The 16,259-nt window shown below is 69.1% G+C and carries 18 protein-coding genes; 13 read left to right on the forward strand and 5 right to left on the reverse strand.

Translation table 11 applies throughout. From position 1 onward, the window contains the following. Positions 1 to 30: 30 nt before the first annotated feature. The 3 genes from AB0K15_RS02340 to AB0K15_RS02350 all read right to left on the reverse strand — a co-directional run bounded on the left by AB0K15_RS02340 (position 31) and on the right by AB0K15_RS02350 (position 2,429). Positions 31 to 654 (reverse strand): isochorismatase family cysteine hydrolase, encoded by a 624-nt coding sequence (locus AB0K15_RS02340; protein ID WP_364044566.1) that lies wholly within the window; start codon positions 652 to 654, stop codon positions 31 to 33. An 87-nt stretch (positions 655 to 741) separates the two neighbouring features. After that, complete coding sequence (locus AB0K15_RS02345; RefSeq protein ID WP_364044569.1) at positions 742 to 1,155, reverse strand: thioesterase family protein; 414 nt, start codon at positions 1,153 to 1,155, stop codon at positions 742 to 744. Beyond that, positions 1,149 to 2,429, reverse strand: coding sequence for a hydroxyacid-oxoacid transhydrogenase (locus tag AB0K15_RS02350; protein ID WP_364045355.1), 1,281 nt, complete (start codon positions 2,427 to 2,429; stop codon positions 1,149 to 1,151). The genes AB0K15_RS02345 and AB0K15_RS02350 overlap by 7 nt, the downstream gene beginning before the upstream one ends. 117 nt (positions 2,430 to 2,546) lie before the next feature. Between AB0K15_RS02350 and AB0K15_RS02355 the strand changes: the two genes are divergently transcribed. The 4 genes from AB0K15_RS02355 to AB0K15_RS02370 all read left to right on the forward strand — a co-directional run bounded on the left by AB0K15_RS02355 (position 2,547) and on the right by AB0K15_RS02370 (position 5,602). Then, a complete protein-coding gene (locus tag AB0K15_RS02355) occupies positions 2,547 to 4,208 on the forward strand; it encodes a thiamine pyrophosphate-dependent enzyme (protein ID WP_364045357.1) in 1,662 nt (553 codons plus the stop codon). 289 nt (positions 4,209 to 4,497) lie between these two features. Next, entirely contained in the window at positions 4,498 to 4,728 is a 231-nt protein-coding gene (locus AB0K15_RS02360) for a hypothetical protein (protein ID WP_220247900.1), read from the forward strand. A gap of 226 nt (positions 4,729 to 4,954) precedes the next feature. Continuing rightward, the gene (locus AB0K15_RS02365) at positions 4,955 to 5,158 is read left to right on the forward strand and encodes a cold-shock protein (protein ID WP_086855961.1); all 204 of its coding nucleotides are present in this window, start codon (positions 4,955 to 4,957) and stop codon (positions 5,156 to 5,158) included. A gap of 222 nt (positions 5,159 to 5,380) precedes the next feature. Continuing rightward, on the forward strand, positions 5,381 to 5,602 hold the full coding sequence (locus AB0K15_RS02370) for a heavy-metal-associated domain-containing protein (protein ID WP_364044573.1): 222 nt from the start codon (positions 5,381 to 5,383) through the stop codon (positions 5,600 to 5,602). A 5-nt stretch (positions 5,603 to 5,607) separates the two neighbouring features. Here the strand turns inward: AB0K15_RS02370 and AB0K15_RS02375 are convergent, their stop codons facing one another. Next, positions 5,608 to 5,844 carry a hypothetical protein gene (locus AB0K15_RS02375; protein ID WP_364044576.1) on the reverse strand — a complete coding sequence of 79 codons (237 nt, stop codon included), beginning with the start codon at positions 5,842 to 5,844 and terminating at the stop codon, positions 5,608 to 5,610. Further along, positions 5,748 to 6,458, reverse strand: coding sequence for an LLM class flavin-dependent oxidoreductase (locus AB0K15_RS02380; protein ID WP_364044578.1), 711 nt, complete (start codon positions 6,456 to 6,458; stop codon positions 5,748 to 5,750). Before AB0K15_RS02380 ends, AB0K15_RS02375 begins: the two co-directional genes overlap by 97 nt. Before the next feature lie 256 nt (positions 6,459 to 6,714). On the opposite strand from AB0K15_RS02380, the gene AB0K15_RS02385 reads away from it, so the two are divergent. The 9 genes from AB0K15_RS02385 (at position 6,715) to AB0K15_RS02425 (ending at position 16,231) form a co-directional block, all read left to right on the forward strand. Further along, positions 6,715 to 7,752 carry an NAD(+)/NADH kinase gene (locus AB0K15_RS02385; protein ID WP_364044583.1) on the forward strand — a complete coding sequence of 346 codons (1,038 nt, stop codon included), beginning with the start codon at positions 6,715 to 6,717 and terminating at the stop codon, positions 7,750 to 7,752. Next, positions 7,749 to 8,705 (forward strand): thiamine pyrophosphate-dependent dehydrogenase E1 component subunit alpha, encoded by a 957-nt coding sequence (locus AB0K15_RS02390; protein WP_364044586.1) that lies wholly within the window; start codon positions 7,749 to 7,751, stop codon positions 8,703 to 8,705. The genes AB0K15_RS02385 and AB0K15_RS02390 overlap by 4 nt, the downstream gene beginning before the upstream one ends. 13 nt (positions 8,706 to 8,718) lie before the next feature. Beyond that, positions 8,719 to 9,732 carry an alpha-ketoacid dehydrogenase subunit beta gene (locus AB0K15_RS02395; protein ID WP_364044589.1) on the forward strand — a complete coding sequence of 338 codons (1,014 nt, stop codon included), beginning with the start codon at positions 8,719 to 8,721 and terminating at the stop codon, positions 9,730 to 9,732. Continuing rightward, positions 9,732 to 10,874, forward strand: coding sequence for an acetoin dehydrogenase dihydrolipoyllysine-residue acetyltransferase subunit (locus AB0K15_RS02400; protein ID WP_364044592.1), 1,143 nt, complete (start codon positions 9,732 to 9,734; stop codon positions 10,872 to 10,874). The genes AB0K15_RS02395 and AB0K15_RS02400 overlap by 1 nt, the downstream gene beginning before the upstream one ends. A gap of 321 nt (positions 10,875 to 11,195) precedes the next feature. Beyond that, a complete protein-coding gene (locus tag AB0K15_RS02405; RefSeq protein ID WP_364044595.1) occupies positions 11,196 to 12,449 on the forward strand; it encodes a GAF domain-containing protein in 1,254 nt (417 codons plus the stop codon). Positions 12,450 to 12,557: 108 nt separating this feature from the next. Next, complete coding sequence (locus AB0K15_RS02410) at positions 12,558 to 13,421, forward strand: helix-turn-helix transcriptional regulator (RefSeq protein ID WP_364044598.1); 864 nt, start codon at positions 12,558 to 12,560, stop codon at positions 13,419 to 13,421. Further along, positions 13,418 to 13,675 carry a DUF397 domain-containing protein gene (locus AB0K15_RS02415; RefSeq protein ID WP_364044601.1) on the forward strand — a complete coding sequence of 86 codons (258 nt, stop codon included), beginning with the start codon at positions 13,418 to 13,420 and terminating at the stop codon, positions 13,673 to 13,675. Before AB0K15_RS02410 ends, AB0K15_RS02415 begins: the two co-directional genes overlap by 4 nt. A gap of 95 nt (positions 13,676 to 13,770) precedes the next feature. Further along, a complete protein-coding gene (locus tag AB0K15_RS02420; RefSeq protein ID WP_364044604.1) occupies positions 13,771 to 15,183 on the forward strand; it encodes a hypothetical protein in 1,413 nt (470 codons plus the stop codon). Positions 15,184 to 15,262: 79 nt separating this feature from the next. Beyond that, positions 15,263 to 16,231: a glutamate ABC transporter substrate-binding protein gene (locus AB0K15_RS02425; protein ID WP_364044607.1), complete on the forward strand. Its 969-nt coding sequence runs from the start codon at positions 15,263 to 15,265 to the stop codon at positions 16,229 to 16,231. Positions 16,232 to 16,259 lie beyond the last annotated feature (28 nt).

Consider the following 16,259-nt stretch of genomic DNA (forward strand, 5'->3'; position numbering starts at 1 on the left):
CCGGCTCGGGAACCGCCGGATCGAACGCCCTCAGCTCCTCGGCGCGATCGAATCCCAGGTACCGAGCAGCTGGTCGGCGTCCATCACCGCGCCGAAGTACTTGTCGATGTTCGCCAGCGCCGCGTCGTGCTCGGCTTGGGTGAAAGCCGCGCAGCAGTCGCCCATGAACGCGATGTGGTAATCGAGCATGTAACCGTGCCGCGCGGTCGATTCGACGCAGACGTTCGTGCTGACGCCGGCCATCACCAGCGTCTCGGCCCTCAGCGTGCGCAGCACCGAATCCAGCCGGGTGTTCACGAATCCGCTGTACCGGTGCTTCAACACGACGGTTTCCCCTGGCAGCGGCGCCACCTCGAACGGTTCCGCGCCCCACGTCCCCGCCCGGCACACCACGCCCGAACGGCCGCCGGACCGCGCGGTCAACGCAGCCGAGTCGGTCGCCTTCTCGTGCGCCGTCTGCACGAACACGACCGGCACGCCGTGCGCCCGAGCACCGGCCAGCAGCGCCTGAAGCCGGGGGACCATCTCCTTGGCCGCGCTCACGTCCTCGCCGCGCCGGGCACACGCGCCGTCGGGATGGCAGTAGTCGTTCTGCACGTCCACCACCACGACAGCCGCCTTGGCGGGGTTCAGCTTTTCCTCGTCGAATCGCACAGTCGCCACCTCGGTCGAGCCACTCCGGGAGCCGGAACCTACCGGCCGGACCACAGCCCCACCAGGAGGGTTTCCACTGGCTGAAAGTCAATCGGCCGCGACCAGCTCCGCCAGCGCTTCCCGCAGCTTCCCCGTCACCTCGACCGGCCGCCGCGACTCCCGGTCCACGAACACGTGCACGAACTGTCCCTCCGCCACCAGCACCTCGGCGGCGGTGTACATCCCGATCTCGTACCGCACGCTCGACCGCCCTAGGTGCGCCACCCGCAGCCCGACCCGCACCGACCCCGGGAACGACACCGAAGCGTGGTACTGGCACCGCGACTCCACGCACAGCCCGATCACCTCGCCGGCTTCGATGTCCAGCCCGCCGCGGTCGATCAGCCACGTGTTGATCACCGTGTCCATCAACGAGTAGTGCACCACGTTGTTCACGTGGCCGTAGACGTCGTTGTCCTTCCACCGCAACGGAACCGTCTGCCAGAACGGATAACTCACCACAGCTGCACCGAGGCCCGCAGGATCCCGGCCAAGTCGTCTTCGGAAGCCTCCCGCGGCGCCGTCGCCAGCAACCGCTGCTGCTTCAGCGTCCCGGAGACCAGGGAGTCCACATCGGACTCCGCATACCCCACCGCGCCGATGCCGGCGGGAATCCCGATCTCCCGCATGAGGTTCACCAGCACCGCCGGCAGGTGGTCCTCGAAGTCCCCGGCCCACTCGAAGTCCGGCGCCAGCAACCGCGCCACCCGCAGGTGCCGCTCCGGCGCGGCGGAGAACGTGAACCGGAACGCCTCCGGCGCCGTCAGCGACACCGCCATCCCGTGCGGCACCATCGCCTCGTCGCCCGGGTAACCGTCCGGGTGGAACTCCCGCACCTGCCCCGCGATCGGGTACGCGTTCGCGTGCGGGATGTGCACCCCGGCGTTGCCGAACCCCAGCCCCGCGAACGTCGCGGCCAGGGCCATCGCCTCGCGCGCCTCCAGGTCCGAGCCATCGCGCACTGCCCGGGGCAACGCCCACGACAGCAACGACAGCGACTTCTCCGCGAACATGTCCGCCAACGGGTTCGACCCGCAGTACGGCACCCGCTGCTCGGGCTTCTTCCGGTCGAACGACGTGTACGGCTTCGCGGTGTAGCTCTCCGCCGCGTGACAGAGGATGTCCATCCCGGACGCCGCCGTCACCCCGGCCGGCTGCGTCACCGTCAGCCGCGGGTCCACGACCGCCAGCGTCGGCCGCAGCCGCAGGTGGCTGATCCCGCTCTTCACCCGCAGTGACAACACATCGAGCACACACACCGTCGTGCTCTCCGACCCGGTCCCCGTCGTGGTCGGCACGGCCACGAGCGGCTTCAACGGGTTCGACGGCGCCCGTCCGCCGCCCACCGGCGCGTTGACGTAGTCCATCAGCGAGCCCTCGTTGGACGTCAGCAGGTTCGCCGCCTTCGCCGTGTCGATGCTCGACCCGCCACCCACGGCCACGAACGCGTCGTACGGCCCGGACCCGCGCGCGAAGTCCACGGCCTTCTGCATGCTCACGTCCGTCGGCTCCACGTGGACGCCGTCGAAGACCTCCGTCGCGATCCCGTACGACTCGATCCCCGCGGCGATCCGCGCCGGCCACCCCGTCTCGGCGACGGTCGGATCCGTGACCACGAGTACCCGGCGAACGCCGTACTGCGTGAGGTCGTAACCGATCTCGTCGCTGGATCCCGTGCCGTACTTCAACGCGGGCGCGCCGTAGGTGAAAACGGTTTCATGCTCGGTGAACGTCAAGGCCCCGGTCCTCGCTTCCTGCCAGCGGGCGGTCAAAGCGGACATTCGCCCCATTTTCGCGGTCATTCCCCGAAGATCACTTGACTGCGGTGAACCGTGCCGCCCTAAGCTCTCCTCATTAGATACCAAGTAGGAGCGACCGTCGCCCAGACGGCCGTGCGCATCCTGACCGAGGCCCAAGTCCGCCGGGTGTACGCGGTCGTCGGCGAAGCATTCCTCGAGCTGCTCGACGCGTTGCAGCGCGAGCGCGAAGTGACACTCGTCTCCGCGCGCCACGATTCGGGCGCCGCGTTCATGGCCGAAGCCGAGGGCAAGCTCACCGAGCGCCCCGCCGTGCTGCTCGCGAGCCGCGGTCCGGGCGCCGCGAACCTCGCCATCGGTGTGCAGACGGCCTATCAGGACGAGACCCCGATGGTCGTCCTCCTCGAGACGCCGGCGCTCGACCGCACGATCACCGGCGAGCTGCCGACCTCGGACCTCACGGCGATGTTCGAGTCCATCGCGAAGTGGTGCATCCGCGCCGAAGACCCCGACGCGGTGCCGGGCCTGCTCGCCGAAGCGCTCACGCGCTGTCGCGAAGGCCGTCCGGGACCGGTCGTGCTCGGCGTGCCCAGCGATGCCTGGGGAGTGCCGTACGACTCGGCCAAGCCGGCGGCGAAGGTGCGCCCGCCGGCCACGGGCACGCTGGGCCGTTCGGCCGAAGCCGTCGCCGGGCTCGTCGACGAGGCCCGCTACCCGGTGGTCATCGTCGGCGGCCGCGCGCGTTCGGCGCGTGACGAGCTGATCGCCGTCGCCGACGAGCTCGCCCTGCCCGTGTACAACGCCTTCCGCCGCCAGGACGCCTTCCCCGAAACGCACGCGCGCTACGCCGGCCACCTCGGTCTCGGCATCCCGGCGCGCCAGCTCGACGCCCTCGAGCGCGCCGACCTCGTGCTCGCCCTCGGCACCCAGCTCGACGAGGTGACCACTCAGGGTTACCGGTACCCGACGTCGCAGCAGACGCTCGTGCTGGTCGGCACCGGTATCGACGAGCAGCGCCGCCGCGGCCTCACCTTCCGCGTCGACTCCGAGGTGGAGCCGTTCCTGCGTGAGCTGCGCTCGATCGCGGCCCCGCGCACGCGCCGCGCGTCGGCCGCCAACGCCGCCGTGCACACCTTCATGACCCCGCCCGACACGAGCGGCAACACGCGCGTGCACCCCGTCGACGTGATTCGTGCCTTGCGCAAGCTCGCGCCCGAGGACACGATCGTGACAAGTGACGCGGGCAACTTCGCGCAGTTCATGCACCGCTACTGGTGCTTCACCGCTCCGCGCAGCCAGCTCGGCCCGAGCAATGCGGCCATGGGCTACGCCGTGCCCGCCGCGATCGCGGCCAAGCTCGCCGAACCGCGCCGCGCCGTCGTCGCGATGGTCGGCGACGCCGGCACCCTCATGACGGGCCAGGAGATCGAGACCGCGGTCCGCTACCGCGCGCCCGTGATGGTGGTCGTGTTTCAGAACGGCGTCCACGGGGCATTGGCCATGCACCAGGCCCGCGCCCACGGACGGCTCTCGGGCGTCACGATTCCGCTCACGGACTTCGCGTCGTGGGCGCGCGGGCTCGGCGCCGCCGGGTACACGGTGGACGATCGCGAAGAGCTCGAGGCGATCGTCGCGAGTGCGTTGGTGCGCCAGCGTCCGTGTGTGATCGATGTGAGGACGGACCCGGACGTCGTAACGCCGGATGTCCGCTTGAGCACTCTGCTGAGCGCGGTTCGCCCGCAATCACCCGGGCAGTGATTTTTCTCCGGCGCGCAACAGGAAACGCCGGGAAAGTTCAGTGGCCGCAGGGGGGTGGCTCCGGTAGCCTGACGGTGTTCCCAGGGGTTCGCGGGAGAACCGGGATCCGGCAGACTCACTTGCACAGTCACATCGGGACGTGCCACGCACACGGATCAGCTTCCGTGACGCGAGGGTTACCGATTCAGTGGTCTGGTCCGGACGGGAACAGCCGGTTTCTGTCGGTGCCGGATGACATCATCACGGCATCGCCCGCTGGGACGCGGGTGGGAACGAGGGGAGTTTCACCATGGCCGACGAAAAGACCACGGTTTCGCGTGGTTCGTCAGCCCGCACCGCCGCGGCGCGCGCCGCCGGGGCGCGCACGGCGACAGAGCAGGTCCGCGAGACCTCGGGTGTCGTGCCGGTGCTGTTCAGCGCCGTCGCGGAGGCCCACGACGTGGCCGTCGTGGTCGGCGACCAGGACGCCGGCTGGCGTTCGCCGTTCGGGGGCGGTCTGCGTCCGGCGAGTGGCGAATAGCTCATCCCGGCCCGGCTCACCCCTGTTCGCGAGGGTGAGCCCGGGTGGCTCGGGTTGTCCGCGTGCCACGAGCTGTGCTTTACTTTCGATGGTCTCGATTTTTGTGAGTCACGCTCGCAGATTTCAGCGGGCGTAGTGTCTCCTCACTCGAGGAAGCAAACCGCCCGGGTTTGACTCGGGATGCTGATGTGGCTTCCCGTTTGGTGTTATGTATGGAGATATTTTAATGACTCAGGGCACTGTGAAGTGGTTCAACTCCGAGAAGGGGTTCGGCTTCATCACCCCCGACAACGGTGGCGGCGACGTCTTCGTTCACTACAGCGAGATCCAGGGTAGCGGCTTCAAGAGCCTCGAAGAGAACGCTCGCGTGGAGTTCGAGATCGGCCAGGGCCAGAAGGGCCCGCAGGCCACGTCGGTCACCGTCATCTGACCTAGACCTTCGAGAAGGGGCCGTCACCCGCGCTACGGGTGGCGGCCCTTTTCGTCTGTCAACGCTGTCGTTGTCAGTGCTGTCGTGTTTCGCCGCTCTTGGCTGTCCGGCCGCACACCGTCCCACGATCTGGTTTCCCTTGCCGGACAACGACTTCCGTGCCTCCCGGCCACCCCGCCATCACCCGATCGTGTCCGACGTGGACCTCGTAGGCTGCGCGCCATGATCGAGAACGGCTACACCGTCTCCGGAATGTCCTGCGGCCACTGTGCACAGTCCGTCACCGAGGAAATCACCGAACTTCCGGGCGTCGAAAGCGTCGAGGTCGACGTCGAAACCGGCCGCGTCGTCGTGCGCAGCGCCGAGGAGCTCACCGAGGACGCCGTCCGCGGTGCCGTCGAAGAAGCGGGTTACACCTACGAAGGCACCGCGGCGCTCGTCTAGCGGGATCAGAACACTGAGTCCCCGAGCCGCTTGATGTCGTCCACGTCGTCGGTGTCCGGGTTGAAGATCAGCTCGTCCACCCCGGGATCGGTGTACGACGAGATAGTCGCCTTCAGCGCTTCGGGCGTCCCGCACACGCCGGACATCACGAGGTCGGCGAACTCACCCGAGCCGGCGTAGTAGTTGCCGACGTTCGCCCGGCCCTGGTCGGGGTCGCCGAGGGAGAAGTAGGCGAGCGCCACCAGGTGGGGCTCGCCGGTGCGGCCGGCGTCCTTCCATGCCGCGCGTGCCTGCTCGAAGTGCCCGGCCACGAACTGTGCCGGGCCGAGGTGCCGACGTAACCCTGGCCCCACTTGGCCATACGCTTGAACGACGTCGGCGCGATGCCGCCGAAGACCATCGGCACCTCGCGGGTCCCGGCCGGCACCCCGGGGTTGTCGCCGCCGCCGACGGGCTGCCCTGCCCACACCGAACGGTATGTCTCGGGGTCGCGGTCGATGCGGGCCCCGAGCCCCTTGGGGCCGAGACCGTCGACGACGAAGTCGTCCGGGCGGAGTCCAATCCCGAAGCCGGCGGTCAGCCGGCCACCGGATACGCCGTCGATCGCGGCGAGTTCCTTCGCGAGCAGCGGAGCCGGCCACACCGTCGCCAGCATCACTCCGCTCATCAGCCCGATCGACTTGGTCGCGCCAGCGGCCGCGGCCAGTGCCACCGTGTCCATCACGCCGGGGTAGGCGATCCGGCCCACGGTGCCCAGTGAAGAGAATCCTGCCGCCTCGGCCTGCGCCGCCCACGCGGGGATGACCTGCGGGCGGACGTCGCGCACCTGGTTCGGGATTCCGATACCGATCTTCATAACTTGCTGCTTTATGGGGAGGGGATTGCTCGGTGATCTAACCGGTTCGCCATGTTCAGCGGAGTAACTCACCCGATCGGTGCGCGGCCATGCTGCACTCTGTGTCTCTTCGTCACCTACCGTGCATAGCGGATTCCTCCGGCCGAAGGACTGGGCCGTCCGGGTGAGCAATCGAGCTGCAACCCTCCGCAACCCTTCCCCTATCCGGCTTGACACGGTCTGCTGAACCGGCACAAGCAGGACAAGGAGATCTGTGGTGGGCCCAGGTGTGGCGGGCATCGTTGCCAACCCGGCGTCGGGGCGGGACATCCGGCGGCTGGTGGCGCAGGCGTCCGTGTTCCCGACGGCCGAGAAGGCCAACATGGTCCAGCGCGTGCTGGCCTCGCTGGCCATCACGGGCGTGAGGAGAACGCTCGTTTCCACCGACCTCGGTGGCATTTCCGCGGCCGTTCTCCGGCAGCTCGGGCGTCATCCGCTGCCGGGCGTCGAGTTCTGCGACAAAGACCCGCTCACGGGCAGCGCGCAGGACACGATCAACGCCGTGCGCCGCATGGTCGACGCGGGCGCCGGCGTGATCGTCTGCCTCGGCGGCGACGGCACGGCCCGGGTCGCCGCGAAGGCGTGCGGCGAGGTGCCGCTGCTCGCGCTGTCGACCGGAACCAACAACGCCTTCCCGCAGATGCGCGAAGCGACCGTCGCAGGTCTCGCCGCCGGCTTCATCGCGAGCGGTCAGATCGACCCCGACCTGGTCACCCATCGCGTCAGCAAGCTCGAAGTCGTCACCAAGGCGCGGCGCGAGATCGCCCTGGTGGACGTCGCCGTGACCCTGAGCAAGCACGTCGGTGCGAAGGCGCTGTGGGATCCCGCGTCGCTCACCGAGCTCTACTGCACCTTCGCCGAGCCCGACGGCATCGGCCTGTCCAGCATCGCGGGCCAGCTCTGCCCGAGCCCGCGGTCCAGCGCCGACGGCGTCGCCCTCAAGCTCGGGCCCGTCGGCGTCACCCCGCACGTGGTCCACGCGCCCATCGCCCCCGGCCTGGTGAAGGCCGTCGGCGTGCGCGGCTGGGGCGTGCTCCAGCAGGGCATGCGCGTGGACCTCGCCGCGGGCGGTGGCGTGATCGCCGTCGACGGAGAACGCGAGCTTGAACTGAAGCCAGGGGAGAGCGCGTACGTCGAGCTCCGGTCCGACGGGCCGTGGTGCGTCGACGTCCGCGAGGTGATGGCCGAAGCGGCCAGACGGGGGTTGTTGCGCACCACGTCCGCGAACGAACCGAAAAAGGAGCGTCGACGATGACGGAAACCTTGCTGGAGGCTTATCGCACCATGCGCACGATCCGCGCGTTCGAGGAACGCGTGCACGAGGAGTTCGCCACCGGCGACATCCCCGGCTTCGTCCACCTCTACGCCGGCGAGGAGGCCTCGGCCGCCGGCGTCTGCCGCCACCTCGACCGCCGCGACACCATCGCCAGTACTCACCGCGGCCATGGCCACTGCATCGCCAAGGGCGTGGACGTGAAGGCCATGATGGCCGAGATCTACGGCCGCACCACGGGATCTTGCCACGGCAAGGGCGGCTCGATGCACATCGCCGACCTGTCGAAGGGCATGCTCGGCGCCAACGGCATCGTCGGTGGCGGCCCGCCGCTGATCTGCGGCACCGCGCTCGCCGCGAAGCAGCAGGGGACCGGTGGCGTCGGCGTCGCCTTCTTCGGCGACGGCGCCAGCAACCAGGGCACCACGCTCGAAGCCCTCAACCTCGCGTCCGTCTGGAACCTGCCCGCGCTCTTCGTCGCCGAGAACAACGGCTACGCCGAAGCCACGTCCAGCACCTGGTCGGTGGCCTCGGACAACATCGCCGACCGCGCCGCGGGCTTCGGCATGCCGGGGGTGATCGTCGACGGCTACGACTTCTTCGCCGTCACCGAAGCCGCCGGCGAGGCCATCGACCGCGCCCGCAACGGTGGCGGCCCGACGCTGCTGGAAGTCAAGTTCACGCGCTACTTCGGCCACTTCGAAGGCGACCAGCAGAGCTACCGTGCCGACGAGGTGGCCCACGCCCGCGAAAACCTCGACTGCCTCAAGCGCTTCCGCACGCGCGTGGTCGAAAGCGGCGAGCTGTCCGCGGAAAGCCTCGACGAGGTCGACACCGAAGTCGCGAAACTCGTCGAAGAAGCCGTGGCGGAAGCCAAAGCCGCACCCAAACCCACCCGAGCCGACCTGGAGACCGACGTCTACGTCTCGTACTGAAGGGACCGCGAGCATGGCACGCACGATCAGCTACCGCGAAGCGATCAACGAGGCCCTCGCGCAGGAGATGCAGCGCGACGAGTCGGTGATCGTGATGGGCGAGGACAACGCCGGCGGCGCGGGCAGCCCCGGCGACGACGACGCGTGGGGCGGCGTTCTCGGTGTCACCAAGGGACTTTTCCACCGTTTCCCCGGCCGTGTGCTCGACACGCCGATCTCCGAGTCGGCCTTCATCGGCGCGGCGATCGGCGCCGCGACGGCCGGCCAGCGGCCGGTGGCCGAGCTGATGTTCATCGACTTCATGGGCGTCTGCTTCGACCAGATCTTCAACCAGGCGGCCAAGTTCCGCTACATGTTCGGCGGCAACGCGCGCACGCCCGTGGTGATCCGCACGATGTACGGCGCGGGTCTGCGGGCCGCCGCCCAGCATTCCCAGTGCCTGTACCCGATTTTCACGCACATCCCGGGCCTCAAGGTCGTGGTGCCCTCCAGCCCGTACGAGGCCAAGGGCCTGCTCATCCAGTCCATTCGCGACGACGACCCCGTGATCTTCTGCGAGCACAAGGCCCTCTACGACACCACGGGTGAAGTCCCCGAAGACAGCTACACCATCCCGTTCGGCGAAGCCAATGTCCTGCGCGACGGCGGCGACATCACCATCGTCGCCATCGGCCGCATGGTCGGCGTCGCCGAGGAAGCCGCGCACGAGCTGTTCGAAAGCGGCATCGAGGCCGAGGTGATCGACCCGCGCACGACCAGTCCCCTCGACACCGAGACGATCCTCGAAAGCGTCGAGAACACGGGCCGGCTCGTGATCGTCGACGAGGCTTCCCCGCGCTGCAACCTCGCGACGGACATCTCCGCGCTCGTCGCGAAGGAGGGCTTCGGGTCGCTGCGCGCGCCGATCGAGATGGTCACGCCGCCGCACACGCCCGTGCCTTTCTCCGACGCGCTCGAAGACCTCTACGTCCCGGGCCCCCAGCAGGTGGTCAACGCGGCGAAAGCCGTGGTGGGCTGGACGCGCTGATGGCCGACATCCAGCGCGTCACCATGCCCAAGTGGGGCTTGTCGATGAAGACGGGCCGGATCACCGACTGGCTCGCGGCCGAAGGCGACGACATCACCGAGGGTGACGACCTCGTCGACATCGACACCGACAAGATCACCGGCACGCTGGAGTCCCCGGGCTCCGGCGTGCTGCGCCGGGTGATCGCGCCGGCGGGGGAGGACGTGCCCGTCGGCGCCACGATCGCCCTGGTCGCGCCCGCCTCCGTCGCCGACGCCGAGGTCGACGATGCCGCCGAAACCGCGTTGCGGGAGCTGGCCGAAGGCGTGGTCGAGGAGGCGGCGGGACCGGTCACCGGCACCGTCGAGGTCGACGGCCGCACCCTCAGCTATGCCACGCTCGGTGAGCAGGGTGACCCGAACGGTGAGGTCGTCGTCCTCGTCCACGGCTACGGCGGCGACAAGAACTCCTGGCTCTTCGTCCAGGAGCCCCTCGCCGACGGCCGCACCGTCCACGCCCTCGACCTCCCCGGTCACGGCGAGTCGACCAAGGACGTCGGTGACGGCTCGCTCACCACCCTCGCCAACGCCGTCCTCGGCTTCCTGGAAACACTCAACGTCACGAAGGCGCACCTCGTCGGCCACTCGCTCGGCGGCGCGGTGGTCGTGGCCGCCGCCGCGGCGCAACCCGCGAAGGTCTCTTCGCTCACGCTGGTGGCCCCGGCCGGCTTCGGCGACCGCATCAACGCGGGGTACCTGCGCGGCTTCGCCACCGCCAAGTCGAGGAGAGAGCTGAAGCCCCACCTCAGCGCCCTCTTCGCCGACCCGGACCTGGTCACCCGCCGCCTCGCCGACGACCTCCTCAAGTACAAACGCCTCGACGGCGTCGACCGGGTCCTGGAGAAACTCCTCGGCACCCTGCTCGAAGACGACGACACGCCGGCCCTCCACCTCGCCCCGCTCCTGGCTCGGTACGAAGGCCCGGTCACCGTGGTCTGGGGCAGCGAGGACGCCGTGCTCCCGGCCGAGAACGCCACCGGTCTCCCGGACGTCCACCCCGTCGAAAACGCGGGCCACCTGGTCCACTTGGAAAAACCGTCGGCCGTGGTCGAAGCCGTGGTCGAGGTTGTCGGGGCAGCGACGGAGCGATCGTCACGGCCGTGATCGGCCCTCGACCGTCCGTCTGATCGAGCCCTGATCGCCCCTGGATCGGCCCTGGATCGACGCCGTTACGCCCTTGATCGACTCTGTCGGCGAAGTCACCGCCCCTTCCGATCACGGCCCGACCACCGGCACACTGACGCCGGAAGCCGGGTGAGGACCACCCCAATGTGGCGTTGGGTGCGCCGAGCGCAACGAACGCGGCGTTCGGTGGGTTGGGAGCGCCCCGATGCGGCGTTGGTTGCGTTGGGCGCACCCAATGTGGCGTTCGGTGCGCTGGGTGCTACGAACGCCACATTGGGGGAGTCGGACGAGGAGCGGTGGTTGGGCCAGCAGCACCTCGAGGCAGCGTTGCCGGTCGGGGTCGACCCCCGACGGCACGCGCGCGCCCTCGCCCGGGTCCACGAAGCCGCCATCGCCGGCGAAGCGCTGCCCAGCGCGCCGCGCTCGGTGATCAGCGAGTCCTGGTCACGCGTGCGGCAGCTCGGCATCGACCCGGACCGCGGCGCGTCCTCGCCGGTCCTCGACGCCGCCGAACTCGAAGAACGCCGCCGCGAAAGCGGCCTCGCGCCGTTGCTGCCGCTGCTGCGCGGTGGCTTGCTCAGCCTGGCCGAGCAGGCCGCGCACATCATGGTGATCGTCGATGCCGCCGGCCACGTCCTCTGGCGCGACGGTTCCGTCCCGGTCCGCCGCCGGGCCGACCGGCTCGGGTTCGTGGAAGGCGTCGACTGGCAGGAGGAAGCCGTCGGCACCAACGCCATCGGCACGGCGCTCGTGGCTCGGCGGCCGGTGCAGGTCTACTCCGCCGAGCACTACGTCCGCGCCCAGCACGACTGGACCTGTGCCGCCGCCCCGCTGCACGATCCCCGCGACGGCCGGCTCCTCGGCGTCGTCGACCTCTCCGGCCCCGCCTCGACGGTCCACGCCACCACCCTCGCCCTCGTCGACGCCGTCGGCCGCCTCGCCGAGTCCCAGCTGCGTACCTCACACCTGACCGACCTCGAACGCCTGCGCGGTATCGCGGTTCCCTTGCTGACCAAGGTTTCCGGCCGCGCGCTGGTCACGGATCCGCACGGCTGGATCGCCACCACCACACCCACCGCCACCGGCCTCGCGCCCGCCGGCCGGCTGCCGCTGCCCGCGTCCGCGGGGCCTGGTCCACTGTGGCTGCCCGCCCACGGCCACTGCGTGGTCGAACCACTGCCCGGCGGCTGGCTCATCCGCTTGGTCGACTCCGACGCTGCTCCGCCGTCCAGAGTTTCGCTGGACCTGCGGACCCCTGGCGAACCGGTGCTCACGGTTCACGGCGCCACGGCCGAATGGACCCACCGCGTCTCCCCGCGTCACGCACAGCTCCTGTACGCCCTCGCCGCTCACCGAAACGGCTGCAGCGCTTCACAATTGTCGTCCGTGTTGTTCGGCGACGCGACGCGCACGGTCACCGTCCGCGCCGAGGTTTCGCGGCTGCGGCGGATCGTCGGCGGGATCATCGTCGGGCGGCCGTACCGGTTCGCCGACAACCTCGAAGTCGTCGTGCACGGACCTGACGGATCTGACGGATCTGCTGTGGCGGGCTAGTTTTGGCCTGCGAAGCAGTGGCACGCGCGGGTTGCCCCGCGTACGCGCAACCACCATTGGTGTGAGTGATCTTTCTTGCCCGCGTGGCAAGCGGCGATGGTGTGCACCATGACCAAGCGAACATCGGTGCGGCAGCGCCGGGTCTCCGCGGAGCTGCGGACGCTGCGCATGGCGGCGGGCATGACGTGCAAAGAGGTTTCCGACGGCCTCGGCTTCTCGGAGAGCAAGATCAGCCGCATGGAGACGGGCGACCGCGGCCTCTATGCCGACGACGTCTCCGCCATCCTCGGCTTCTTGCGCGCACCGCAGGACAAACGCCAAGAGCTGTTGAAGTTGTTGCGCGAGGGCGAAGAGCGCAACTGGCACGAGATCCACGGCAAGTTGCCCGCGGACTGGAAGCAGTTGATCCGCTTCGAGGAACAGGCTCATGCGATCAAGAACTACGAACCGCTGGTGATTCCAGGACTCGCGCAAACGCCGGAGTATGCCCGCGCGCTCATGCGGGGCATCGACAAGCGGCTTCCAGAACCGGAGCTGGAAAAACTGGTTGCCGCTAGGTTGAGCCGGCAGGTAGTGCTGAGCCGGAACGATGGACCGAGTGTTCACCTCTTGATCGAAGAGGGTGTCCTCCACCGGAGGGTCGGCAACGACGAGATCATGAGCGAGCAGCTTGAGGGCCTGCTCAGGATGGGCAACCGATCGAAGGTCACCATCCAAGTTGTGCCCTTCACAGCCGGTACTCACCCTGGCCTAGAAGGACCTCTGGTTCTGCTGGACTTTGTGGATGAGCCCTCGCTGGCTCACACCGAATCGCGCGGGACCAGCAGCTACCTCGAAGATGAGATCCCGGTGGCGCGCACGAAAATCGCCTGGCAGGAGCTGGTTGCAATGGCCTTGGCACCTGAAGACTCCGCTAGGCTTATTGCCGCGTTGATCGGCAATCTCACCCCAACCGAGGAGCCCGAACCATGATCGGCATCGATCCCGTCCAGGCCACCTGGCGGAAGAGTTCCTACAGCACCACGCAGTCCAACTGCGTGGAGGTTGGGGCCTGGAGCAAGAGCTCCTACAGTTCCACCCAGGCGAACTGCGTCGAGGTGACCGCCACCCCGTCGATCGAGATCGGTGTGCGCGACACGAAGGACCGTGGCGCGGGTCACCTCACCGTTTCGGCTGAAGCCTGGACCGCGTTCTTGGCGGCTGCTGCTTCCCCTGTCGGGCGCTGACCGAGATCACGTGCTGGTGACACCTTCCGGGTGAGGTTCGCCCGGCTCTCCGCGACCGGCTACCTTCTGCGGGTGGCGTACGGGGAGGATCGGGGATGACCAGCACGGTGACGCGGCCGGAGACGTCTGCGGGCACTGGCGGTACGGGTGCTTCCGCGCCCCCGCCTGAGGATCCGGAAGGCCGCAGCGGCATCGCTGGCCTGCTGGAGCTGCCGGGCCAGGCGGTGCGCGCGATCGTGAAATCGGCGGCGACCACGCCGGGCCGGCTTTCGGTGATCGCGGTGGGCTTGGTGTTGCTGTCGCTGGTGGCGGGGCTCGTGGGCACGCTGTCGGCGCAGGACAAAGACGACACCATCTCCGGCCTGATCAGCTACCGCGAACCGCTCGCGGCGGCGGCGCAGCAGGTGTTCCGCTCGCTGTCCGACGCGGATGCGACGGCGGCGACCACGTTCCTGTCGGTGGGCACCGAGCCGCCGGAGCTTCGCAAGAAGTACGAGCAGGACATCGCGGAGGCGGGTTCGGCGCTGGCGAAGGCCGCGTCGGACACCACTGATGTGGGTGACGCCGCTCACCAGGTGGACATCCTGAACCAGAAGATCCCCGTGTACACCGGGATCGTCGAGACGGCTCGCGCGAACAACCGTCAGGGCTTCCCCTCGGGTGCTTCGTACCTTCGCGAGGCTTCGCAGCTGATGCGGTCGACGATCCTGCCCGCGGCCGAAGCGCTGTACCGCGCGGACACCGACAAGCTTTCCGCCGAGCAGGACGACAGCACCGGGTTCCCGTGGGCGGCCGTCGCGCTGTTGCTCGCGCTGGTGGCGGCGCTTGTCGTCACGCAGGTGTACCTCACGCGCAAGACCAACCGCGTGGTCAACATCGGCCTGCTGGTGGCGACGGCGTGCATCGTGCTGTCGATGCTGTGGGGCGCGGTGGCGCTCGTCGTGCAGGGCAGCCTGGTGGGCGCGGGCAAGACCGACGGCAGCTCGCAGGTCGACGTGCTCGCCCGCGCGCGCATCGCCGCCCTGCAGGCCCGCGCCGACGAGACGCTGACCCTGGTCGCCCGCGGTGACGGCGCCACCTACGAACAGCAGTTCATCAAGCTCGCCGAGCAGCTGGTGGGCGCCGACGGCCAAGGCGGCCTGCTCGGCCAGGCCCGCGATCTCGCCGCCGGCACCCCCGGCCAGCAGAAGATCGAGGCCGCCGAGGAAGCCGCCCGCGAGTGGTCGCTGGCCCACCTGGAGGTCCGCAAGCTCGACGACTCCGGTCAGTACCAGCAGGCCGTCGACTTCGCGACGTCCGTCAGCCAGGGCAGCGCCGCGGCCGCCTTCGCCCGCCTCGACGCCAACCTGCAGGACGCCATCGAGGTCTGCCGCCAGGAGTTCCTGGACGACACCCAGGCCGGCGACAACGCGTTGACGGCCTTGGCCCCCGGCGTGGCCGCCCTCGCGGTTCTCGCGGCCGGCGGTGTGACGGTCGGCGTCCGCGAACGCCTCCGGGAGTACCGGTGATCCTGGCCGACGGCGTGAGACGGAGATCGACGGCCGCAGGCACCGTGACCTGCGGACGGCGGAGACTGAGGGAGTACCGGTGATTCGGTCGCGTCACTTGTTCCGGGCGGCCGCATTGGCGGTGGTCGCGGTATTGGCCTCCGCGTGCGGCTCGGCACCCCAGCCGGTCGACCTGGCCCCGGTGAGTGACGCGGCCTGGCCGATGCCCGCGGACGTCGGCGGCCCCGACGCCTCCGCCGGTGGCTCGTCCGACAACAGCTGCGACCCGACGGCCAGCCTCTCGCCCGCCGGCGCCTCCGTCAGCTCGCCTTCGGTGGCAAAGATCAAGGCCCGCGGCAAGCTCATCGCGGGTGTCGACCAGACGACGTACCTGTTCGGCTTCCGGAATCCCAAAACGGGCAACCTCGAGGGATTCGACATCGACATGGTCAACCAGATCGCCGCCGCGATCTTCGGCTCCGCCGAGGGCCACGTGCAGTTCCGGGCGATCGCGTCGTCGCAACGCGAGCAGGTGCTGAAGGACCACCAGGTCGACATCGTCGTCCGCACCTACTCGATCACGTGCGCGCGCCTGAAGGACGTGGCCTTCTCGTCGGTGTACTACGTAGCCGGCCAGAAGATCCTTGTGCCCAAGGCCTCCAACGCCGAATCCCTGTCCGACCTCAAGGGCAAACGCGTCTGCGCCACCAAGCAGTCGACCTCGCTCGCCAAGATCGCCACCGACCCGGCCCGCCCCACCGCCGTCTCGGTCGACAACTGGTCCGACTGCCTCATCATGCTCCAGCAACACCAGGTCGACGCCGTCTCCACCGACGACACCATCCTCGCGGGCATGGCCGCCCAAGACCCCACCGTGAAGGTCTCCGGCGCCCCGATGACCACGGAGAACTACGGCATCGGCATCCCCAAGGACCAACCGGACCTCGTCCGCTACGTCAACTCGGTCCTCGAAACCACCCGCACCAACGGCACGTGGGCCGCCAGCTACCAGAAATGGGTGGGCGCCCGCCTCGGCCCGGCCACGCCACCGCAGCCGAAGTACAAGTAGCCCGATCGAGTGGCCCGCCCTCACCCGA

Origin of the sequence: Amycolatopsis sp. NPDC049253 (genome assembly GCF_040678995.1) — a bacterium.
GTDB lineage: Bacteria > Actinomycetota > Actinomycetes > Mycobacteriales > Pseudonocardiaceae > Amycolatopsis.